This is a genomic window from Halegenticoccus tardaugens (genome assembly GCF_004116405.1).
GTDB classification, from domain to species: domain Archaea; phylum Halobacteriota; class Halobacteria; order Halobacteriales; family Haloferacaceae; genus Halegenticoccus; species Halegenticoccus tardaugens.
The window spans coordinates 35,804-54,234 of the sequence record NZ_SDIC01000002.1 but is presented as its reverse complement, the minus strand read 5'-3'; the positions used below and the strand labels follow the sequence as shown (position 1 = coordinate 54,234).

The following is an 18,431-nucleotide window of genomic DNA, read 5'->3' as shown; positions in this document are numbered from 1 at the left end:
CATCGTATACAAGCGCTTCGGTAGTCGTCGGTGAGTTTCGGAAGTGCCAGGCTCCCCGTGTCGACTCGCTCGCGCTCTCCCACCGGATGTCGCCGAACGGTCACGCTGCGAATCGGCTCCACGCGACGATCACAGAGGGTGTGACGACGAGCGCCGCAAGGTACGAGTAGACGATGCTCAGCGCGATCACGAGGCCGAACTGGCCGAGAAGCGGCGTGATCGCGAACACGAGAACGCCGGTCCCGGACACCGTCGTTAGCATGCTGCCGGTGAGCGCGCCGCCGGTGCCGCGGACAGTCCGATCGAGCGCGTCGAACACGTCGTCTGACTTCCCGTACTCGTCGGCGAACCGGTGGACGACATGCGACGAGTAGTCGACGCCGAGGCCGATCGCAATCGCGAGGATCGTCGCCGTGAGCGCGTTGAACGGAACATCGAGGAATCGCATCGACCCCGCGAGCAGCGCAACCGCGACCACGATCGGAACGATGTTGACGACGCCGAGCGACGCGCGTCCCTCCAGCGCGCGAAAGACGCCGACGAGGAAGACGGCTGAACCGGCGAGGGCGAGGGCGAGACTCTGAACCGCGGAGGCGTAGATCGTCTCGGCGAGCGACTGGAACACGACCGTCTCACCCGTCGCGGTCGCCTCGAACCGGTATCGGTCGGCGACGTCGCGGGCGTCGTCCGTGATCGCGCGATCGGAGGCACTTCCCCGGACCGAGTACACGACCTGCGCGCTGTGGCGGTCTTCGGTGAGGTATTCGAGCGCCTGCGCGCGAGCCGGTGACAAGAACAGTCGGTCGTATATCTCTTCGAGGTTCTCGTCCGGAACCCCGTCGTCGTCGACGTCGCTCCGTTCGACGAGGCGGGCGAATTCGGGCGACACGGCCGCGTAGCGGTCGATGACGGTGATGATGCTCTCGGCGCGGGCCTCCCGCCCCTGCACGAGAAACGTATCGGGGGGATTTTGATTGGCGCGCTGGATCGACTCTAACGCGTAGTCCTCGTCTAGGGACCCCTCGACGTAGACGATTACAGTGTCCTCTTCGGAGGAAGCGAAGTTTTCCTCCAGGAAATCGATCGTCTCCGTGACGGTGTACGTCCGCGGTGCGAACGGTTCCGGCAGGACGTCGAGGTACTCGGGGGTCTGTTCCGGCGGAAGGAAGTCCTCGGTGGAAAACGACGTTCCGATGCCGGTCGCGTACCACCCGGCGGCGACGGTCGTGAGGACGACGACGACGAGCAACGCGTACGGGGCTCGACGGGCGATTGCGACGCCCACGGTCAGCCCGCCTCCCCACGCCGATCCCGCGGTGCCGATCGGTCGCACTCCGAACGTCGGAACGCCGAAGCGCTCGCGCGCATCGTCGGTGTACACCTTCAGCGCGGGGAGGAACAGCCCGAAAATGAGGAACGTGAAGACGATGCCGATCGCGGCGACGATCCCCAGATCGCGGATCGGCGCGAGATCGTTCGTCGCGTTCGCGGCGAAGCCGATCACCGTGGTCCCTGTGACGATGACGAAGGCCGGGAGCAGTTGGTCCGTCGCCGTCCGCATCGACTCGTGGATGGCCCGCCCCGTGACGCGCTCTTCGCGGTAGCGGTTGATCGCGTGGATCCCGAAATCGATACCGACGGCGAGCAACAGGGGCGGGATCACGACGAGCGGCTGCGTGAACGGGATCCCCGCCAGCCCCACGAATCCGAAGGTCCAGACGACCGTCACGGCGAGCGAGACGAGTCCGAGGACGAGATCGACGGGGTCGCGGTAGGCGACGACCAGAAACAGGAGGATGAGGATCGCCGCAGCCGGCACGACAATCAAAAGCGAGTCGAAGATGACGCTCGACAGCTCCGCGGAGATGATTCCGCTGCCGAACACGCGAACGTCGCCGTCGGAGCCATCCGCGATCGCCTGCATGCGCAGTTGAATCGGTGTCAGCGCGGTCTCTTCGCCCTCGCCGCCGCCCGCCTCGGAGAGGCCGCGGGGAACCTCGTGCTCTGCGATCGCGATCGTCGCCGACGCAGACGCTGATTCGCGGTTGAAGTCGTCGCTCAGTAGAGACGCGAACGCCGAATCCCCAGCCGCCCTGTGGACGGCCGCCTCGACCTCCGAGGTGGTCGCCGATTCGAGCGCTCGGATCTGCGCGTCGGTCGTCGTCGCGCTCGGGTCGATCGTTCGGGCGACGACCGACGCCGCACTTCGAGTCTCGACGACGCGAAGCTCCTCGCGGTCTTCGAACTCCTCCTGCACTTCGAGCATCGTCACTAGCTCGTCTTTCGCGAGGACATTCGGGGCAGTTTGAACGATCTGCGTCGTTTCCTCGTCCGGCACGAACGGCCGCTCGAACTTTTCGTCGACCTCGTCGAGCGCCTCCTGTGCCGGATCATCCTCGGTGAACTGCTCGGTTCCGCTGTCGGTCGAGATCCCGCCGAGGCCGATCGCGAATATCACGGTCACGACCAGGAAGGAGAAGATCACCGCGCGGGACCGCTCCACGACCCACTCGTCGGCCCGATCGACGATCGTTTGGGGGTCGAGCGTGGACACGAGCGCTCCTCAGCGCCGCCTCCACAGCCACGCGACCGCCACGGCGAAAAGAAGGGAGAGGGCGACGCCGCCAATGGGCCCCAACGGGAGTCCGTCGCCCTCGGGTTCGGTCACCGTGATCGGAACCTCGTACGTGTCGGAGAGTTTCGTCTCGCCGTCCTCCTCGTCGTACTGGAAGTCGAGCGAGAGGGGGTAGGTGTTCGGAACCGCGCCGCTCGCGGCGCTGACCTCGAACGTCAGCGCCGCGGACTCGTCCGGTTCGAGTTCGGCGACGAACGCCTCGTCGTTCGAAAGGGTCAGCGGATCGTCCGCGAACGCCCGCGCGTCGACGTTCCGAACCGGTTCGGCGCCGTTGTTCGTGACGACGACCGTGACGGCTTCGCTGTCGCCCGACTGAACCGTCCCGTGTTGCGACTCGACGAGGAACTCATCCGTCCGCTCGTCGACGGTCACCTGCACGTTCAGCGGGTCACTGCGCCGGAGATCTCCCTGCTCGTTCTCGTACTCGACGATGAAGGAGAGCTGGCGGTCGCCCGGCTCAGCAGTGTCCGAAACCTCGATCGGGAACGAGAACGGAGCCGACTCGCCTGGTTCGAGGGTCCCGAGGGCGTACTCCGTCTCCTGCGCGTCGAGGTTCCCGGTTTCGGGTTCGAACGTGACGACCGCGTCCGACGCGGTCTGCGGCCCGTCGTTCGTAATCGTACCGGCCACCGCGCCCTCGTCTCCGACGCTCAGTCCGCCGGAGAGGTTCGAGAGCGAAAACCCCTGTTCGCCCTCTGGTGTCACACCGATCGGGAGCGGATCCGACCGATCCGAGGTCCCGTTTTCCGCTTCGTAGGACACCGTTACCTGGAGCGGATAACTCTGCTCCAGCGCGTCCTCCGTCGTGACCACCCGGTACTCGACGGTTTGCTCGTCGCCGGTTTCCCACTCGCCGACGAACCGGCTGTCGCTCTCCGCCTTCCCGAGTCGGAGTTCACTGCTTCGCGATTGCAGGGTGACTATCGCATCCGAAACGTCTTCGCCCTCGTTTTCAATCGTGATCAAAACCGTCCCCTCCTCGCCGGCCACGAGTTCCGACTCGCCGTCGACGATCTCGAAGTCGGGACCTTGTCCGGCCACCGTCACTCGCCCGGTAAGCGCGTCGCTCCGCTGTGCCGTACCGTCCTCGCTTCGATACTCGACGACGAAGGAGAGCTGACGGTCGCCCGATTCGGCGTCGTCCGGAACCGCGATCGGATACTTGAACTCGGTCGAATCGCCCGGTTGCAGGTCGCCGAGCGGGATCTCTGGCTGACGCGGCGAGACCTCGGACTGGTCCGGCGAAAGTACGAGTACGACGTCGAACGCGGGCTCCGAGCCACTATTGGTGAGCACGCCGTCGACAGTCCCGTTTTCACCCGCGTCGAGCGATTCGTCTCCTTCTTCAAGCGTGAACTCCGTGGTCGTCGATTCGTCGGGCGCGCTCTGAACGAGGGCGACTTCACCCTGTGACGGCACTTCGAGGTGCTCAGGCCCGACGGTCGCCGTCGCCCTTCCGCACGGGATGACCAACAACCCGATGACTAAAAGGACAAGTAGCCGGCGGTGCACTGTGTTCCGATCGCTCACCGACCGTGGTTGACGAAACATGTGAGATAGAACACCCTTTCAGTGTCGTATCGATAGCTCGACGGGGAATAAGCATTGCGTCAACGGCGGTGAAGCGGACGCTGACCGCGTTCTCTAGGCATCAACGCACGCCGTGCCCGAAGGTTCGATTTGAACAGCACTGATGATCAATTTTTAGATGATCCATGGCACCGATAGCTCTGTGAAGGTCACATCTCGGGATAGAGCCAAGAATTAGGGTTCGCGTCGAAGCGTCGTCCTCTCCTTGGCAGTCGTCCGAATCATCCCTCGCGGCGCCGCCCGTGCGAACTCACCGGTCGCTGAATCGCTCGTCGCGAACAGGGGTGGGCGCGAGTGTCGGCGATTGTTCCGATTCGATCCCGTAGCGAATCTCCTCGAAGATCAGCTCATGAAGCCGATCGACCGATAATTCGGCGGGAAGTCGAAGCCAGTCGTCAGTCGCGCAGACGTCGTAGCGGTCGATTGCCGCCGAGTGATACCGCTCGTCGATGGAGCGGTCGACGGCGTCGAACCGGGGGCGGAGTGTATCGAGGTCCGCCTCAAGATAGACCATCCGCCACGGCTGGGGGAGAAAACGCGAGAGCGGGAGGCCGACCGGCCCGTACACGTCGTAAAAGAACTGCTGGTAGTATCGATCGAAGACGACGATCCGATCGCGAACACGCACGGACGCGATGAGGACCGTCGCCAGCGCGAACCAGTAGCCGAACCAGGCGAAGAGAAACCGGCGAGCGAGATACGGCGGGCTGTAGGACGATCGTCTCCCGGTTCGCGTGCTCCGTGGGCCGACTCGGCGACGAAGCCGATCGTCGTACGGGAGGGGGTTGGTGAGGTAATACAGCGCGTGAACGTACTGGGCGTCGTAGCCGTTCGCTCGTAGACGCTTTGTGAGCAACCTCGCCTGCGTGGTCTTTCCGCTGCCGTCCGGCCCGACGACGGCAACTGTTCGCGCCGTCCTTCTCATCCGGTGTTCCCTCCTAATGGGTTGACACTGGACGGGCATAACGATTCGCAGGAACGAGCGGTGGTCTCGGTTCGCGAGGATCGACTGTCGATTTCGGATAGTGTTTTCGAGAGTGAGAAACGAATCGAGATTCAGCGACAACCGGTTCCGAAGTTCTGCGTCAGGTACAGCCGCCCGTCGGAGGCGACTTCCGCCCCGATTCCTTCGGCTGTCCAGAAATCGGCGAGGATGTTCCGCCGGTGGCCGCTACTCTGCATCCACTGGTCGACGCTCAGTCTCGCGGCCTCGGTCGGCGACTCGTCCGCCGCGTAGTTGTACAGGATGTTCTCTCCCCAGCGACGGCAGGCGAGTCCGAACTTCTCGTACCGATCGCCCACCGTCTCGCCGTCGGGTGACGTGTGTGAGAAGTACCCCTCGTCGGCCATATCCTCACTGTGGTACGCGGCGACGTCTGCGAGGCGCTCGCCGTACGCGAGCGGATCGAGCCCCCGGTTCGTCCGGATTCGATTGACGCGTCTGTGGACGGCGCGCTCGACCTCGCGTTCGTACTCGTCCGCCGTCGCCCGAGCGGTCGATCGACGGGTTCCAACGACGCCGAGTGTGGACCCACCGATCGCAACCGCAGCTGCTTTTCGGGCGAACGATCGGCGTGATTCGTGTGCCATGTTCGACTGCTATACTCCTCGACGATCTTCACTAAGCTATTGCTAAATCGAAGTGAAAAATTTGAACGCAGCGAATCGAGGGAAACGAACGGCACCTTGATGCCGGGTTACGGCGGATCTCATGGGGCGGGTCGGTGCCCTCCATCGAACGACGGTACCGGTGGCGGGCCATTATCGGGGCCGCGGGCGAGCGCGTGATAGAAGTTTCGAGCGCATAACCGCGTCTTCAGGAGCGGGAGGATGTCAACACGACTTCGTCGAGGCAAGTTTTCGAATCGTACTGAGGCCCGTTTTCCACTGCGGCGTACTATCTTACGATCTGAAAAGGATAGCCCGATGATTGCGAATTTCTCGCAAAGGTATGCTTTCTAAGAAAGAAACCCTTTTGAATCAAACCCTCACACAGTACGTATGCGACAATCAACGTCGCGTCCATCATCCCCTGTCGATCTGAGCGACATCGACCTGATTGCAACGTCGGTTGGACCGCCCGATGAGCAGGAGCATGACGAACCGGAGGTCATCGCCGTGATCGGTCCCGACGGCGGGAGCGTCACCGACTGCGATGGCACCCTCGTCGCGGAGGGAGCCACGCTCATTAGCGACACATACGTCTCGCTCCCGCGTCCGTAAGTGCCTCCCCGCGCTAACGTGCGAGAAGCCTTCACGTCAGAGGCTCCGACGAAACGGGTCCGGTTCGAGCATCGATTTCTGTCCGTCGCGATTTACCGCCGGATCGTGATAGTTCGTATCCTGTCAATCGCCTGAGTTCGATGTATGCTGTTTGTACACAATCTTGGAAAGTGAACAGTCGCCCGAGCAAGTGATGATAATAGCCTAGACATTATTCATTGTTTCCCGAGTTGCGTCATTATTATACAGTTTAGCCAGCACCGTTAAGCACATGAACGACGCAGTGTTGCTTGATGGCATCCAACCGCCCCGAATCATCCAGCCTCGCGGAAGTCCTCGATCGCATCTTGGACAAAGGCATCGTCATAGACATCTGGGCGCGGATTTCGGTCGTCGGGATCGAACTCATCACCATCGAAGCGCGCGTCGTGGTCGCTTCGGTCGACACGTTCCTCCACTACGCGGTCGAGATATCGAAACTGGAGGAAGCGATGGAGTCGGGGGACTATGAGGACCTCCAGGATCTCGAGATCGAGCGGACGCCCGCACTTCGCGCCGAGTCGGAGTAGCGACGTCGACGCTTCGACTCGCGGGCCGGGACGCGACTACCGAAGTCCGGCGGACTTTTGGGGGGAGAAAATGTCGATGTATCCAATAAATTCGGAGGATTGTGGATAGATCAAACGGTTATATCCCATTTTGTGAAAGTTTGTAGAATTCGTTCACCGTATCATCCATTAGAAGAAGACGGATAAGGGGTTGCCGCAGAGGCCATTTCATTCCCGGTGATTTGGAATACGAATTAAATAGTCGGCTACCTTAGCCCTAGCATGACAACGAGGGAGAGCGGAGACCTGCTGACTCGCAAAGAGAGAAAACAGCCTCCGTCCGCCGCTCAGACCCTCTCGCGCGGCACGGTCGAGAAACGGCTCGCGGAGCAGAATCACCGCAAGGATGAGCGGTTGGCGCACCTCGAAGCCAAAATCCGCTGGCTCGAAGTCGCGGTTAGCGCCCCCCCGGACAGCGCGGTTTTGGGTCGCTGTGCGCACTGCAGCGAGGGAGTGCTTCTGCGTACCTCGGACACGTTACACTGCACGTCCTGCGGATACGCGAGGCATCTCTAAGGGGAAACGAATGCGTCTTCCTCGGTGTTTCTACCGATGGGTATTCCGTGCCGAGGCTGGAAAGCGCACTCCTGTTCCGCTCTCGCGGTCGGTGCGATCTCCCACGTCGGCTCGCGCGAGCTAACGGTTGACTGACAGACACAGATAGAAAAACGGCCGAGTGTGGATCCAGTCGATGACTACGGTCTCCGTCCAATCTTAACGTCGTCTGGGATTACGATCGCGCTCACCGATACGGCGGAGAAAACGGGGGAGAGCCGCTCACCGAGGCAGGAACGTGAGTGGTTTCGCATGAATGGGGCGTGCGATCACGACGGAAGCAGCGAGATGTCGATATACGAGTGCCGACACTGCAGGACAACCCTTCACCCGCACGATAAACGGTACGTGGCCTGCGGATCGTCCGAGATAATCTACTACGACGTGTCGTGGCGTCAGTCGACGGTCACTCGGAGAGCGGCGGCGTCGTTTCCGGCGGCCGGCGGTGGCGGGTCGCCTGCTCGAACGAGTAGCCGAGGCGGAGCAGCGTCGGCTCGTCGAACGGCCGACCGAGGAGTTCGATCCCGATTGGGAGACCGTTGTCGGTGAACCCCGCCGGCACTGACATCGCTGTGCACAGCGATTGCGAGGCGATGAGCGTGTTCGTCGGGAACGTCATCGTCTCGTACTTCCCCTCTCGGATCTCGCTCTCGGCCGGCGGGATCACCTGTACGTCCGGATAGACCATCGCGTCCAGGTCGTGTTCGGCGAAGACGTTCAGAATCTCCTCTTGGAAGTCGTACTGCGCGACCCGACTACGCCAGTACTCGATGGTGCCTTCCAGGTCGTCGGGACCGTCCTCGACGAATGCGACGAGGAGATCGAGAAGCTCGTGATACCGATCGGCCTCGTAGAGGTCATCGACGGTGTCGACCGGGCCGTCCCGCTCCGCCAGGAAGTCATTGATATCCCGCTTTGACTGCAGGACGTACAACATCGTCTCGGAGAGGTGTTCGTCGAGGTTCGGAAGTGAAACCGGGTCGATGAGTTCAGCACCCGAGTGGCGCATCGCTGCGAGCGCGCCGTCGACGACGTGGTTGACGGGTGCCGCGTCGGGGTTCGCGTCGTCACCGAAGGCATCGCGCACGACGCCGATACGCGCCCCGCGGAGCGCGTCGGCCCGGAGCTGATCGACGTATGAACCGTCGACGCGTCGGAGTTCGGTCACGGCGGTGAGTGGATCAGCCGTGTCGTAGCCGACGAGGACGTCCAGGAGCAGGGCCGTCTCCCGAACGGTTCGGGTCATGGGACCGGCCGTGTCCTGGTGCGAGACGAGCGGGTTCACGCCCGTGCGGCTGATGAGCCCCGGCGTCACGCGGAATCCCACGAGGTTGTCGAACGACGCGGGGACGCGAATCGAACCGCCGCAGTCGGTGCCGATGCCGACTGCGCCCAGGTTGGCCGCGACGGCAGCACCGGTACCACTGCTCGATCCGCCTGGGTCTCGATCCGGGGCGTAGGGGTTCTTCGTTCGGCCGCTGATGGACGAAAAGCCGAACCAGGAGGTCGCCCAGTCGGGCAGGGTCGTCTTCGCGAGGATGATCGCCCCCGCCTCCCGGAGGCTCGTGATGACGGTCGCGTCCCGGTCGGCGACGTAGTCCTCGAACGCCTCGGAGCCGAACGACGTCGGCATGTCGGTCGTCTCGAGCGCGTCCTTGACGAGCACTGGGATTCCGTGGAGTGGGCCGGCGAACTCGCCTGTCTCTTCGAAGTGGACGTCCAGCTCGAAGGCCCTGTCGACTGCCGTGTCGTTGACCAGTAGAATGGAGTTAAGCGCCGGTCCGTCATCGTCGTACGCGTTGATCCGTTCGAGGTACTGCGTGACGAGTCCGCGGCTCGTGAGCTCACCCGCTTCGAACGCGCGGTGGATCTCGTCGATAGTAGCTTCTTCTAGCCGAAACGCTGTGGATGACATGTTCGATCCGCACCGTAGTGCTAGACGGTACCGAATAGCATAAGGATGTAGGCGGTCGGGGCGCCACCACCGTCAGTTGACGACCGGACGCCGCCGTCCCACCGGTCAGGACTGGGACGCGACTTCCTTCCGTCCGGTCAGCGTGTCCGGAACGAGGCGGAACTCCCGGAACGGGATGTCCTCTGGGGGGCGATCAAAGATGTCGATCTCCGGGATGTGAACCGCCCACATCTCCTGGACGGCGGTCGATTCGTACGGCGCGTCGGTCACCTCTTCGAGAGAACCGGCCGCGACGACGCTCCGCCACCCGCCGTCGGTGTGGGTGTGGACGACGAACGAGACGGGACCGTCGAGGACGGCCTCTTTCCCGCTGCCTTGCGGGAAGGCGAGTCGATAGTAGAAGTTCGACGTGTCCGGATTGAACCCGTACGAGACGGGCAGCGAGAGGGGCGGGTCGTCGGGGTCGGTTGCGAAGGAGAGAACGCCCGTGCCACCCCGTCCAAGGAACTCGTTCCGTTCGTCCGCGGTCATTTGCACCCAACGGAGGCCTTGCATAGCGAATAGTTCTACTCGGGAATAGAAAAGCGAACGGCCACATGCGCCAGTATGTCTCGATTCGGTGACGGTGGAGCGAGGCCACCACCGACTCAGGTGGTGAGAACTGGTCGGCCGGCGGTCCGGGCGACGCGCTCCGCGACGCTCCCCATATGGTCGGACAGGCGGTGCGAAAGGCCCTGATAGCCGAGAATGATCAGATCAGCGTCGATGTCGTCGGCGTAGCCCGTGATTTCCGACGCCGGCGCGCCGTGACACAGCCTGCGGTGCGACTCAATCCCAAGGTCGTCCGAGCGCTTGACTACGTCCACGAGGAGGTCGTGACCGCGGTCCTCGAGTTCGTCGATAACGAGCTCGGTGCTACTCAACGCCGGTTCGCCGTATCGCGCCGTATCGACGACGTACATTACGTGAAGCGTCGCGTCGTACTGTTCCGCGAGTGCGATCGCGTGTTCGGTCGCGCGGTTCGCGGGGGCGCTCCCGTCGATCGGGAGAAGAATCGTGTCGTACATCTCTTTGGTCCCTCGTTCGATCGTCAACCGCGAGCGCGAAAAGCCTAGGCGCAGCCATACGCCGCCGATACTTTCCGCGACGCCATCGTGTCGCTCGGGCCGTGACACTTCTCACCCGTCGTCTCTCGCGCGGGATCGGCGTCGTCACCCGCGTGCCGTCGCTCGCGAGGAGCACACCCTGAAGGGTCTCACCCGACTGCCGTCACCCCCGGCCGAGAACCGGCTCTTCGAGCGCGGCGACCTCCGCCATGATCGCGTCGACGTTCTGGTCGCCGACGCCGTTTTCGACCAGGGCGCTCTCCAGATACTCCGCGACCGCGTCAAAATCGGACTGATCGATGTCCATGTGGTCGTGGGCTTCCCGCATGTCCGCGCCCGAGTACTGGACGGGGCCTCCCGCGACCGCGCTGATGAACTGTACTTGATGGGCGTAGAGCGACTCCATATCATGATCCTCGAAGTACCCGGCGAGCCGTTCGTCGGCGAGCACCTTGTCGTAAAAATCCTCGACGACGGCTTCGATCGCTTCGCGCCCGCCGATCTCGGAATACATCGACTCCGACATGTACGGAATTTTCGTCCGCGGACATAGAGGCGTTGGGGGCGCTCCCAGAGACTGGGAATCTGCCGGTCGTTCATATCGTTTCGCTCGAATCGGATGCCCCTACCGTTTCCGGAAGAATACGAACAATTGTCGGCGGGTTTGGAGGTACCTGGGTGTTTTGTGTCGGTACCCGACGTCTCCCAAAGAGGTGCCTGCGAGCCTCGGTCGGTTGGGGGGTCCGAATATATCCGATTGTCCCGGTATGGGCGCGGACATGCCGCGTCGGATGAATAGAGAACCGACTGGAAAGCACCGAAGATGTACTCGAACTCCGAAAGTGAACCGAAGACGGCGATTCAGCCCCGCCCTCAGGGGCGAGGCTTTCTCGCCTGCAATCACGTAATCGTAGAACGCGGCGGTGCGGTCTTTGGCTTCCGAGTGGTTAGGCCATCCGTGTCGTCCTCGTCGCTGTAGTCGGGTCGCAGGTGGAGACGTGGCGTATCTCTGCCTGCTTAAGATAGTGTTAGAGACCGTCTGCCTGAAGAGGGGAGTTATCGGCTCTACAGTATCGATGTCGAACGTGGTGGGGGAAATAATAGAAAACGTCGTTGCGGGAGAGTGCTTCTTCGCTACGTGCACAGAAGAGGCACGATGAAGGTTAACCCAGTGCGGACCAATTACAAGTATGGCTCGCTACGAAGCTTCTTTGAAATTGGCTCAAAAACGGATTCATACGCTGCTCAGCGCATCCTCGAGCGAGTATACGACACGGTTCGAGAAGAGGTACGAACCGTCAGGGAAGGTTCAGAGGACTCAAATGAGGCCATTCAAGCGTTCAAAACGCTTTGAGATGCAGCGAAGGACCCAATGCCTGGAAAGCTGATACTCACCTATGAGCAATACAACGCCGAGTTCGATACGTCAGCACTCCCCGAGTGATGACGTGAGATTAGTGAACCGCTTCAAGGCCAAGTCCCGAGACACTCACTCTGACTTGCCCGTAGAAATTTCAATTCAGTTTAAATAGCGATATTGGGGCGTTCATCCACACAACACAGTAGAGTGTCCAGACCAAGATCCGTACTTCGGTGCGAACTTTTATCCCTGGACGCATTCTCTCTTCTTAGATGGACGATGTTTTCGTTGGGAACCTCATGTCTTCGCCGGTCCACACAGTGGATGCTGACACGTCACTTCAGAATGCCGGGAGGCTGATGCTCGAACAGGGTATCGGCTCGGTCATTGTTGTTGGCGACGACGATCATCTCGAAGGAATTCTCACTGCCACTGATTTCATCAAAGTCATCGCAGAAGGCGACCCTGATCCGAACGCGACCGTCGGGACATCGATGAGTACGGACGTTACCACGACTACCGCGAGCGAACCCATTCGTAGCGTCGCTGATCTAATGCTCGAATATGGCTTCCATCACGTTCCGGTTCTTGATGACGGAGAAGTTATTGGTGTCATCACGACAACGGATCTGACGGCGTATATCTCTCGTGGGGCGGGGCCGAGGCCGCGGGATACGACTGACTAATGACAAGCCTCTGGTGCGTACAACGCGTTCTACTTGGCTTCTCGAACTGGCAGTCACGCGCTCTTCCACGGGTCGTAGCGCTCAGCAATCGGCACATACCAGTCCTTTTTCCATGTAGGCGTCTCTGTTCGGCGTGTCCTTCTCTACATTCCGTTGGCAGTCCAGAACCTCGATTTACCGCCCGTGACAGCCAAGATGCTCGTCGATTTCGCAGTTATCCTGCTCGCGCTCGTGTTGTTCGCCACCGAATGGTTCCCGATCGACCTCACCGCGATCTTGGTGATGGTGTTGTTGATTGTATTCGAGCCGTGGACACAAATCTCTCCGCGGGAGGGAATCTCAGGATTTGCCAATCCAGCCACGATCACTGGCCTGGCGATGCTTATCCTGAGCACCGGGATCAACCGAACCGGCATCGTCCAGCTGATTGGGCGAAGGATGGCCACGTTCGCCGGGACCGACTGGCGTAAGCAACTTGCTGCGACGGTGGGCATCACCGGGTCCGTCTCGAGGTTCATCAACAACACGCCAGTCGTCTCGATACTGGTTCCGGTGATCAACGATCTCGCTCACAACGGCAAGACCTCACCGTCGAAGCTGCTCATCCCCCTCGTTTGCGTCGATGCTTGGGGGAACGTTGACGCTCATCGGAACGTCGACGAACATTCTCGCAAGCGATATTGCAACCCAGCTTGGGGCGAAGTCTCCTGAGCTCGGTCTTCACGCCTTCGAAATGTTCGAATTCACCCAGCTGGGTGTCCTTGTCTTCGCGGTGAGTACGCTCTATCTAATGACGGTCGATGTTCGGCTCCTCCCCGAACGAATTCCAGCCCACAAGGACCTCGTCGAGGAGTATGCCCTCCAAGAGTACCTCGCAGACGTCGTCGTCCCTGCGAACTTGTCATTGATCAGGCAGACTGTCGAGGAGGCCCTGGGCGATGACGAACTCGACATCGACGTGTATAATATCCGAGGCCGTGATTCTGCTCTTCGTCGTCCTGACGCTGCAGAACCTCCTCGGATAGGACCCTACAAGTTAGTGAGGGAATGTTGGTCGGGGGAAAGGAAGACGGAACATCGGTCGAAGAGGACCCGTCTAAGTCGTCACAGCTCGACGTACACCTCTCCGGAAATTGTGATGTCTACGGTGGGGAGTTCCGGCCGAGTTGTGTCGAATCTTTGCCTCTCAGGAACGCTGGTGTTGAGAAAAATTCCTGCAGTGGCGATATTTCGCTTGATCAGCCAAGCGAAGAGCGGACCAACGAGGAGAAACGTGAGATCCACCCGAATTGGGATTCCCAGAAAATGACTAATTTTGACACTTTTGAACATCTGTAGAGGTACTTGGGGTAACCATTTTTGCTCCTCTCTCAAACGGTGGTTCGTAGGTTGCTCCGATACTGTGTTGTTGGAACGCTACCCGCTAGTACCTTTTTCAACGCGCAGTTCCTTACAACGTCCGGCTTGAAAAGCCGGATACTTAGAATAACCCGTGGCTGGATTCGGAGATTCAGTTTTTGCCGGGATTCGACTCCTATTGGTGTTATGATCGATTTCGCTTTGTTTTCCAAATACCCTGAACGAGCCCTCTAGCGGTGGCACTACCAGCCCACTCCTCGCATGGATCATGATCATTTAGTTGATGGAGTGACTAGAACAGACATAATGGTCGAAGCCGCGGGTATCGATATCCTCAATCTGCTCTTGGTGCTCATACTTGCGTGGATTTTCGGTCTCTTGGTTGAGCGCGTCGGCTATCCCGCGTTGATGGGTGAACTCCTCGCAGGAATCATCTTCGGACCAGCGGTAGTGGGCCTGGTACACTCAACGGAAGGGCTCGAAACCTTCGCGGAGCTTGGTGTTTTCTTATTAATGATCTATGTCGGCATGGAAGTCGATCTGCACAACCTGTTCGAACTTGGGCCACAAGCGTTGATGGTCGCATTCGGTGGCTTTATCGTCCCGTTTGGGCTAGGCTATGGAGTCGGGCACTTCATTGGCGCGACGGTTGGGCAGTCACTATTCATCGGAATCGCGATGGCAGCCACCTCACTAGCGACGAAATCGCGTATCTTAGTCGATCTCGATATCTTGGATACGCGGATTGCAGGTGTTCTCCTGGGTGGTGCATTACTGTCCGACGTCGGCGTGATGGTCGTGTTCGCCGGGATCATGGGTTTCATCGAAACTGGAGAAGTGACTGCCGTCGGCCTCAGCTTGGTTGCGGGTAAAGCACTCCTATTCTTTGCGGCAGCGCTTCTGGTCGGGGAGAAAGTCCTTCCACACCTCTGGGAGCAGTTGGAAGCGTGGATGGAGCGCCACCAATTCGTCGACAAGACCTCCGCGTTCACAGTAGCGCTCGTAGTCGCCCTCATCTTCGCATTCTTCGCGGCACTCGTTGATCTTCATATGATCATCGGCGGATTCATAGCCGGCCTATTCCTTCGCCAGGCTCAGTTGGAGCCGGACATCTACGAGCATATGTACAGCGTGATGTATGATCTGGCGATGGGCTTTTTCGCGCCAATCTTCTTCGTCTCAGTCGCGTTCGATCTCACGCTTGCCGTGTTCACGCAGGACCTAGGCCTCCTCGTACTCATCTTGGTAGTCGCCTTCGTCGGCAAGATCGTTGGGAGCTGGCTGTTCACCCTCCCAACGAAGCTGTCTCCAAGGGAGGGACTCGTCATCGGTTTCGGAATGAATGGACGCGGAACCGTTGAGATCATTATTGTATCGATTGCACTGTCAGCAGGCGTTATCGGCCAGGAACTCTTCTCGATTCTCGTCTTTACGGCGATCTTCACCACAGCACTTGTCCCGCCTACCGTCAAATGGGGTGTCGACTGGCTGGAACAGACTGGTGATCTCATCTTCACCGAGAATTCAGAGCTTGAGGCGGATTCAGAGAACATCTAACTCACCAACTACTCTAAATGCACGATCACCTGTGATAGTCTCAATCGAAGAGGGATTGACTTTGTCTGATAATCTGTCATCTTCTATCCCGAGGTATGCTACATGAGCAATATCGTAGTTCGGTACCCTTACCTTCAGCTCTATCTCCCATCTATAGTTGATACATTCACATAAGATCGATCACCTGAATCTGCGGCGAATAGTTTGGATCTCAATCCAGAACCGCAGCCCAAGACTGCAATCACTACGGCTAATGGGTCTGCAGCCTGGCCAGGACGTATCCTATGTAGTCGTCGACGATCCGAAGCGCTCCCGCGACCGCGTTGTCCTCACTCATGAATCGCCAGAACGGTACGACGCGCATCAGTTGCTGCGGGCAGCGGAATGCATGGGTGCACCACTCGGGTGGCGTCGTTCCGAGATTGCAGAGTATCACGGGCGAGCTGTCGGAGCTTCTGGTCGTCGTATCCCTTGTCACCGGTCAAGACCGCGATGGACTCGGCAGGACGGGCACACGGAGGGGATTCCTGCGTGGGTTTCCGTCCCGTGGTCTGCGTCCGAAGCCGACTCACCCGGCTTTAATTCCCGGTGTTTTCATCTCCCGCTCAATCCCAATACAGGGAACAGAGCGGCCAGTGGCGTCACGTTCGCGGTCATAGTCCCCGAGTTCAGGGCCAGCCTACGATGGCCCCTCCACGGCGACCGTTTTGGTCACCGAGGAGTATCATAGATGCGCCGAGAGGGGGCCTAAACCTCCCGATTCCGGTGTTTGCGACCAAAGACGGGCGATTCCTCCCACGACTACAGTCGTGGGCTTCCTCGCCCTGCAGTTCTGTGAACCGCTTTCGTGAATAGCGTGTCGAGAATCGAAAACGGAAGCAGCCCGACACCGAAGGCCTCTACTCGTACTATCAGGCCACCTCACTCGGCGAAGGGATACTCGAACACGGCGTTCGAGAACTGATGCGCGAGGAGTGGGATCTCCTTGACGCGTACAGCGACTAACAGGAGAGTGCGTCTCCTTGACATCCTCCCACTCTAAAGCCGTGGGAGGATGTCAAGCATTCGAATCTTCTTCATATGCGAGTTGTAAAATCCACTGAGCAAACGCATCAGAAGTAATTGGATCTATTTCCTCGGTGCCGACTAGCGGCGAGAACATGTCCCCAGCCATCAGTACCGAGAAGTCAAGCTCCTTCTTCGCTGGAAGGAGCAGGTAGGTTCGCTGGCCGTTATACGTGGTTTCTTCCCGGCGGATCAACTCCTTTGCTTCGAGACCAGTCGCCAAACGGCTTCCTGTCCGACTGTTCACCCCCAGTTCTTTCCAGAACTCACTCTGGTAGAGTCCGCCTCGCTCGCGAATGAGTGCTAACGCACGCGTTTCACGAGCAGTGAGGGCGGTGTCTGGACCGTCCTTGACTTCTTCCTCTGCGTATTCGCTTGCTGTCTCCGAAGGCGTTGTCGCGTGCCCGTTCGTCGGCTCCAGCAGGTAGGTCCGTTGGCCCTTCTTGGTCGTTTGTTCTCGTGAGAGGAGTCCTTTCTCTTCAAGAGCTGTCGCAAGGCGGCTGCCTGTGCGGCTCGACACGTCGAGCTCTTTCCACAACTGGCTTTGGAGGAGACCGCCTTCGGCAACAATCAGGTCGTACGCTTGCTTTTCGGTCAGGGATAAATCCGCATTCGTGCTCATTCTCAGCGTAGGATTCACTAGGTGTTTGCCACACAAATTCTCATCGATGAGACGCGCTGTCCTGAAAATGGAGGGACCCATCCTGCGAAATCCGAGAGCGGTGGAGGGATTTATTCAATTAATTTTGTTAGTCGAGCAGAAACCAGCCAAAGGAGAGTGGTACTGTCACCTACTAGTATACCAGATTGTGTTCGATAGAGGTACCAGCTGCAAAGACCAGATTCATATCCTCCTCGCACCGGTTGTCGGGAAAGCCAGGGGCAGCACCTGCGAGAGAGACGTGATTTACGTCGTCGTCGGGCAAGGACGGGACTCTAACCGCATGAATACCTCCTACTCTTGATCTGATATCGAAATATATTATTTTTGAATTTTTCTATTACTAGGGTTGCCTGAATCAACCAGCAAGTACGTCAGATACCTCAGAAACCGTATTGACGGACACTATCTAGTCGAGACCGTTTGAGAAGTGACAAATTGTTGACTGAATTAGACTCGAATGCTCGCAGACCTGCTCAGCGAGAGCTTAGAGGCGGATTGTGAAGAATCTGGGGAGAACGAGCGGACGGCGGACGTCATCGTCGAAAGATCGACCAGCGACGCAATAGGAGGAGACACTGGGCGGCATGTGATCCTATCGATATGCTAATAAAACGAATGTTTATTATGAATACTGGACAACTATCTACAAGGAGGGGCATTCAGATGGCACAGATGGTGTACTTCGTGAGTACCGTTTTAATGGGAGCGATTCTGATCGCCGTCGCGATCGGTCTCTCACGAGGTGCGAACTGGCGTCGCGATCGAAGCACCGAGCGTTGGGGCGCGTCCGAGTCGATTACCCGAACGGTGCGAAGCCAAACGCTGTGGATTTCCAGCTTTCTACTCCTCGTTTTCGTGTTGGCCGGATCGGTGGTCGTGTTCGTCAATCCCGAGGCGCCGGCCCAAATCAGAGGAGCGATGGTGTTCGTGTTGGCCGGTGCTGGTCTTTCGGCTCTGGGTGCGTATCTCGCCTACGGGATATACGCTTCCGCAAGGTATAGAGGGTGGAAGAGCGCCCAGGCGGCCGCAGCGAGCGCGTGGATTCTCGGTCTCCTATTCGTGCTAGCAGTCGTGGTGAAACTCACGCTGGGGAGCTAGTGGAGGCGCC

General features: G+C 59.5%; 14 protein-coding genes and 3 pseudogenes. 8 read left to right on the top strand and 9 right to left on the bottom strand.

What is annotated here, in order from left to right; all coding sequences use genetic code 11:
• Positions 1 to 100: 100 nt before the first annotated feature.
• The 4 genes from C3L37_RS04560 to C3L37_RS04545 form a co-directional block, all read right to left on the bottom strand.
• Complete coding sequence (locus tag C3L37_RS04560; RefSeq protein ID WP_129113455.1) at positions 101 to 2,554, bottom strand: efflux RND transporter permease subunit; 2,454 nt, start codon at positions 2,552 to 2,554, stop codon at positions 101 to 103.
• A gap of 9 nt (positions 2,555 to 2,563) precedes the next feature.
• Positions 2,564 to 4,165, bottom strand: a complete 1,602-nt coding sequence (locus C3L37_RS04555) for a COG1361 S-layer family protein (protein WP_164974663.1) — start codon at positions 4,163 to 4,165, stop codon at positions 2,564 to 2,566.
• A gap of 310 nt (positions 4,166 to 4,475) precedes the next feature.
• Positions 4,476 to 5,150, bottom strand: a complete 675-nt coding sequence (locus C3L37_RS04550) for a hypothetical protein (RefSeq protein ID WP_129113453.1) — start codon at positions 5,148 to 5,150, stop codon at positions 4,476 to 4,478.
• A 131-nt stretch (positions 5,151 to 5,281) separates the two neighbouring features.
• Positions 5,282 to 5,815, bottom strand: a complete 534-nt coding sequence (locus tag C3L37_RS04545; RefSeq protein ID WP_129113452.1) for a CAP domain-containing protein — start codon at positions 5,813 to 5,815, stop codon at positions 5,282 to 5,284.
• A gap of 411 nt (positions 5,816 to 6,226) precedes the next feature.
• On the opposite strand from C3L37_RS04545, the gene C3L37_RS04540 reads away from it, so the two are divergent.
• Entirely contained in the window at positions 6,227 to 6,448 is a 222-nt protein-coding gene (locus C3L37_RS04540) for a hypothetical protein (protein WP_129113451.1), read from the top strand.
• A 293-nt stretch (positions 6,449 to 6,741) separates the two neighbouring features.
• Positions 6,742 to 7,017, top strand: coding sequence for a gas vesicle protein GvpA (gene gvpA / locus C3L37_RS04535; protein WP_129113450.1), 276 nt, complete (start codon positions 6,742 to 6,744; stop codon positions 7,015 to 7,017).
• 1,000 nt (positions 7,018 to 8,017) lie between these two features.
• Here the strand turns inward: gvpA and C3L37_RS04530 are convergent.
• The 4 genes from C3L37_RS04530 to C3L37_RS04515 all read right to left on the bottom strand — a co-directional run bounded on the left by C3L37_RS04530 (position 8,018) and on the right by C3L37_RS04515 (position 11,158).
• Entirely contained in the window at positions 8,018 to 9,526 is a 1,509-nt protein-coding gene (locus C3L37_RS04530) for an amidase (RefSeq protein WP_129113449.1), read from the bottom strand.
• Positions 9,527 to 9,631: 105 nt separating this feature from the next.
• Positions 9,632 to 10,081, bottom strand: a complete 450-nt coding sequence (locus C3L37_RS04525; protein ID WP_129113448.1) for a pyridoxamine 5'-phosphate oxidase family protein — start codon at positions 10,079 to 10,081, stop codon at positions 9,632 to 9,634.
• Between the two features lie 92 nt (positions 10,082 to 10,173).
• A complete protein-coding gene (locus C3L37_RS04520) occupies positions 10,174 to 10,593 on the bottom strand; it encodes a universal stress protein (RefSeq protein WP_129113447.1) in 420 nt (139 codons plus the stop codon).
• Positions 10,594 to 10,795: 202 nt separating this feature from the next.
• Positions 10,796 to 11,158, bottom strand: coding sequence for a group I truncated hemoglobin (locus C3L37_RS04515; RefSeq protein WP_129113446.1), 363 nt, complete (start codon positions 11,156 to 11,158; stop codon positions 10,796 to 10,798).
• A 472-nt stretch (positions 11,159 to 11,630) separates the two neighbouring features.
• Between C3L37_RS04515 and C3L37_RS24155 the strand changes: the two genes are divergently transcribed.
• The 5 genes and pseudogenes from C3L37_RS24155 to C3L37_RS25645 all read left to right on the top strand — a co-directional run.
• A complete protein-coding gene (locus C3L37_RS24155) occupies positions 11,631 to 11,792 on the top strand; it encodes a hypothetical protein (protein ID WP_164974662.1) in 162 nt (53 codons plus the stop codon).
• 472 nt (positions 11,793 to 12,264) lie between these two features.
• Positions 12,265 to 12,678, top strand: a complete 414-nt coding sequence (locus C3L37_RS04505) for a CBS domain-containing protein (protein WP_129113445.1) — start codon at positions 12,265 to 12,267, stop codon at positions 12,676 to 12,678.
• Between the two features lie 195 nt (positions 12,679 to 12,873).
• Positions 12,874 to 13,648, top strand: a pseudogene (locus C3L37_RS04500) (SLC13 family permease); the annotation flags it as partial.
• A 695-nt stretch (positions 13,649 to 14,343) separates the two neighbouring features.
• Positions 14,344 to 15,594 carry a cation:proton antiporter gene (locus tag C3L37_RS04490; protein ID WP_129113443.1) on the top strand — a complete coding sequence of 417 codons (1,251 nt, stop codon included), beginning with the start codon at positions 14,344 to 14,346 and terminating at the stop codon, positions 15,592 to 15,594.
• An 858-nt stretch (positions 15,595 to 16,452) separates the two neighbouring features.
• A pseudogene (locus C3L37_RS25645) lies at positions 16,453 to 16,599 on the top strand (ArsR family transcriptional regulator); the annotation flags it as partial.
• A 52-nt stretch (positions 16,600 to 16,651) separates the two neighbouring features.
• On the opposite strand, the pseudogene C3L37_RS24705 reads toward C3L37_RS25645, so the two are convergent.
• Positions 16,652 to 16,999: pseudogene (locus C3L37_RS24705) on the bottom strand (helix-turn-helix transcriptional regulator); the annotation flags it as partial.
• Positions 17,000 to 17,986: 987 nt separating this feature from the next.
• Here C3L37_RS24705 and C3L37_RS04465 point away from each other — a divergent pair.
• On the top strand, positions 17,987 to 18,421 hold the full coding sequence (locus tag C3L37_RS04465) for a hypothetical protein (RefSeq protein ID WP_129113440.1): 435 nt from the start codon (positions 17,987 to 17,989) through the stop codon (positions 18,419 to 18,421).
• The last annotated feature ends 10 nt before the right edge of the window (positions 18,422 to 18,431 follow it).

What these genes read in the sequence shown, in the direction of transcription:
- C3L37_RS04550 (WP_129113453.1), bottom strand. Translation starts at nt 5,150, where the DNA reads ATGAGAAGGACGGCGCGAACAGTTGCCGTCGTCGGGCCGGACGGCAGC.
- C3L37_RS04545 (WP_129113452.1), bottom strand. Translation starts at nt 5,815, where the DNA reads ATGGCACACGAATCACGCCGATCGTTCGCCCGAAAAGCAGCTGCGGTT.
- C3L37_RS04540 (WP_129113451.1), top strand. Translation starts at nt 6,227, where the DNA reads ATGCGACAATCAACGTCGCGTCCATCATCCCCTGTCGATCTGAGCGAC.
- gvpA (WP_129113450.1), top strand. Translation starts at nt 6,742, where the DNA reads ATGGCATCCAACCGCCCCGAATCATCCAGCCTCGCGGAAGTCCTCGAT.
- C3L37_RS04530 (WP_129113449.1), bottom strand. Translation starts at nt 9,526, where the DNA reads ATGTCATCCACAGCGTTTCGGCTAGAAGAAGCTACTATCGACGAGATC.
- C3L37_RS04525 (WP_129113448.1), bottom strand. Translation starts at nt 10,081, where the DNA reads ATGCAAGGCCTCCGTTGGGTGCAAATGACCGCGGACGAACGGAACGAG.
- C3L37_RS04520 (WP_129113447.1), bottom strand. Translation starts at nt 10,593, where the DNA reads ATGTACGACACGATTCTTCTCCCGATCGACGGGAGCGCCCCCGCGAAC.
- C3L37_RS04515 (WP_129113446.1), bottom strand. Translation starts at nt 11,158, where the DNA reads ATGTCGGAGTCGATGTATTCCGAGATCGGCGGGCGCGAAGCGATCGAA.
- C3L37_RS04505 (WP_129113445.1), top strand. Translation starts at nt 12,265, where the DNA reads ATGGACGATGTTTTCGTTGGGAACCTCATGTCTTCGCCGGTCCACACA.
- C3L37_RS04490 (WP_129113443.1), top strand. Translation starts at nt 14,344, where the DNA reads ATGGTCGAAGCCGCGGGTATCGATATCCTCAATCTGCTCTTGGTGCTC.
- C3L37_RS04465 (WP_129113440.1), top strand. Translation starts at nt 17,987, where the DNA reads ATGGCACAGATGGTGTACTTCGTGAGTACCGTTTTAATGGGAGCGATT.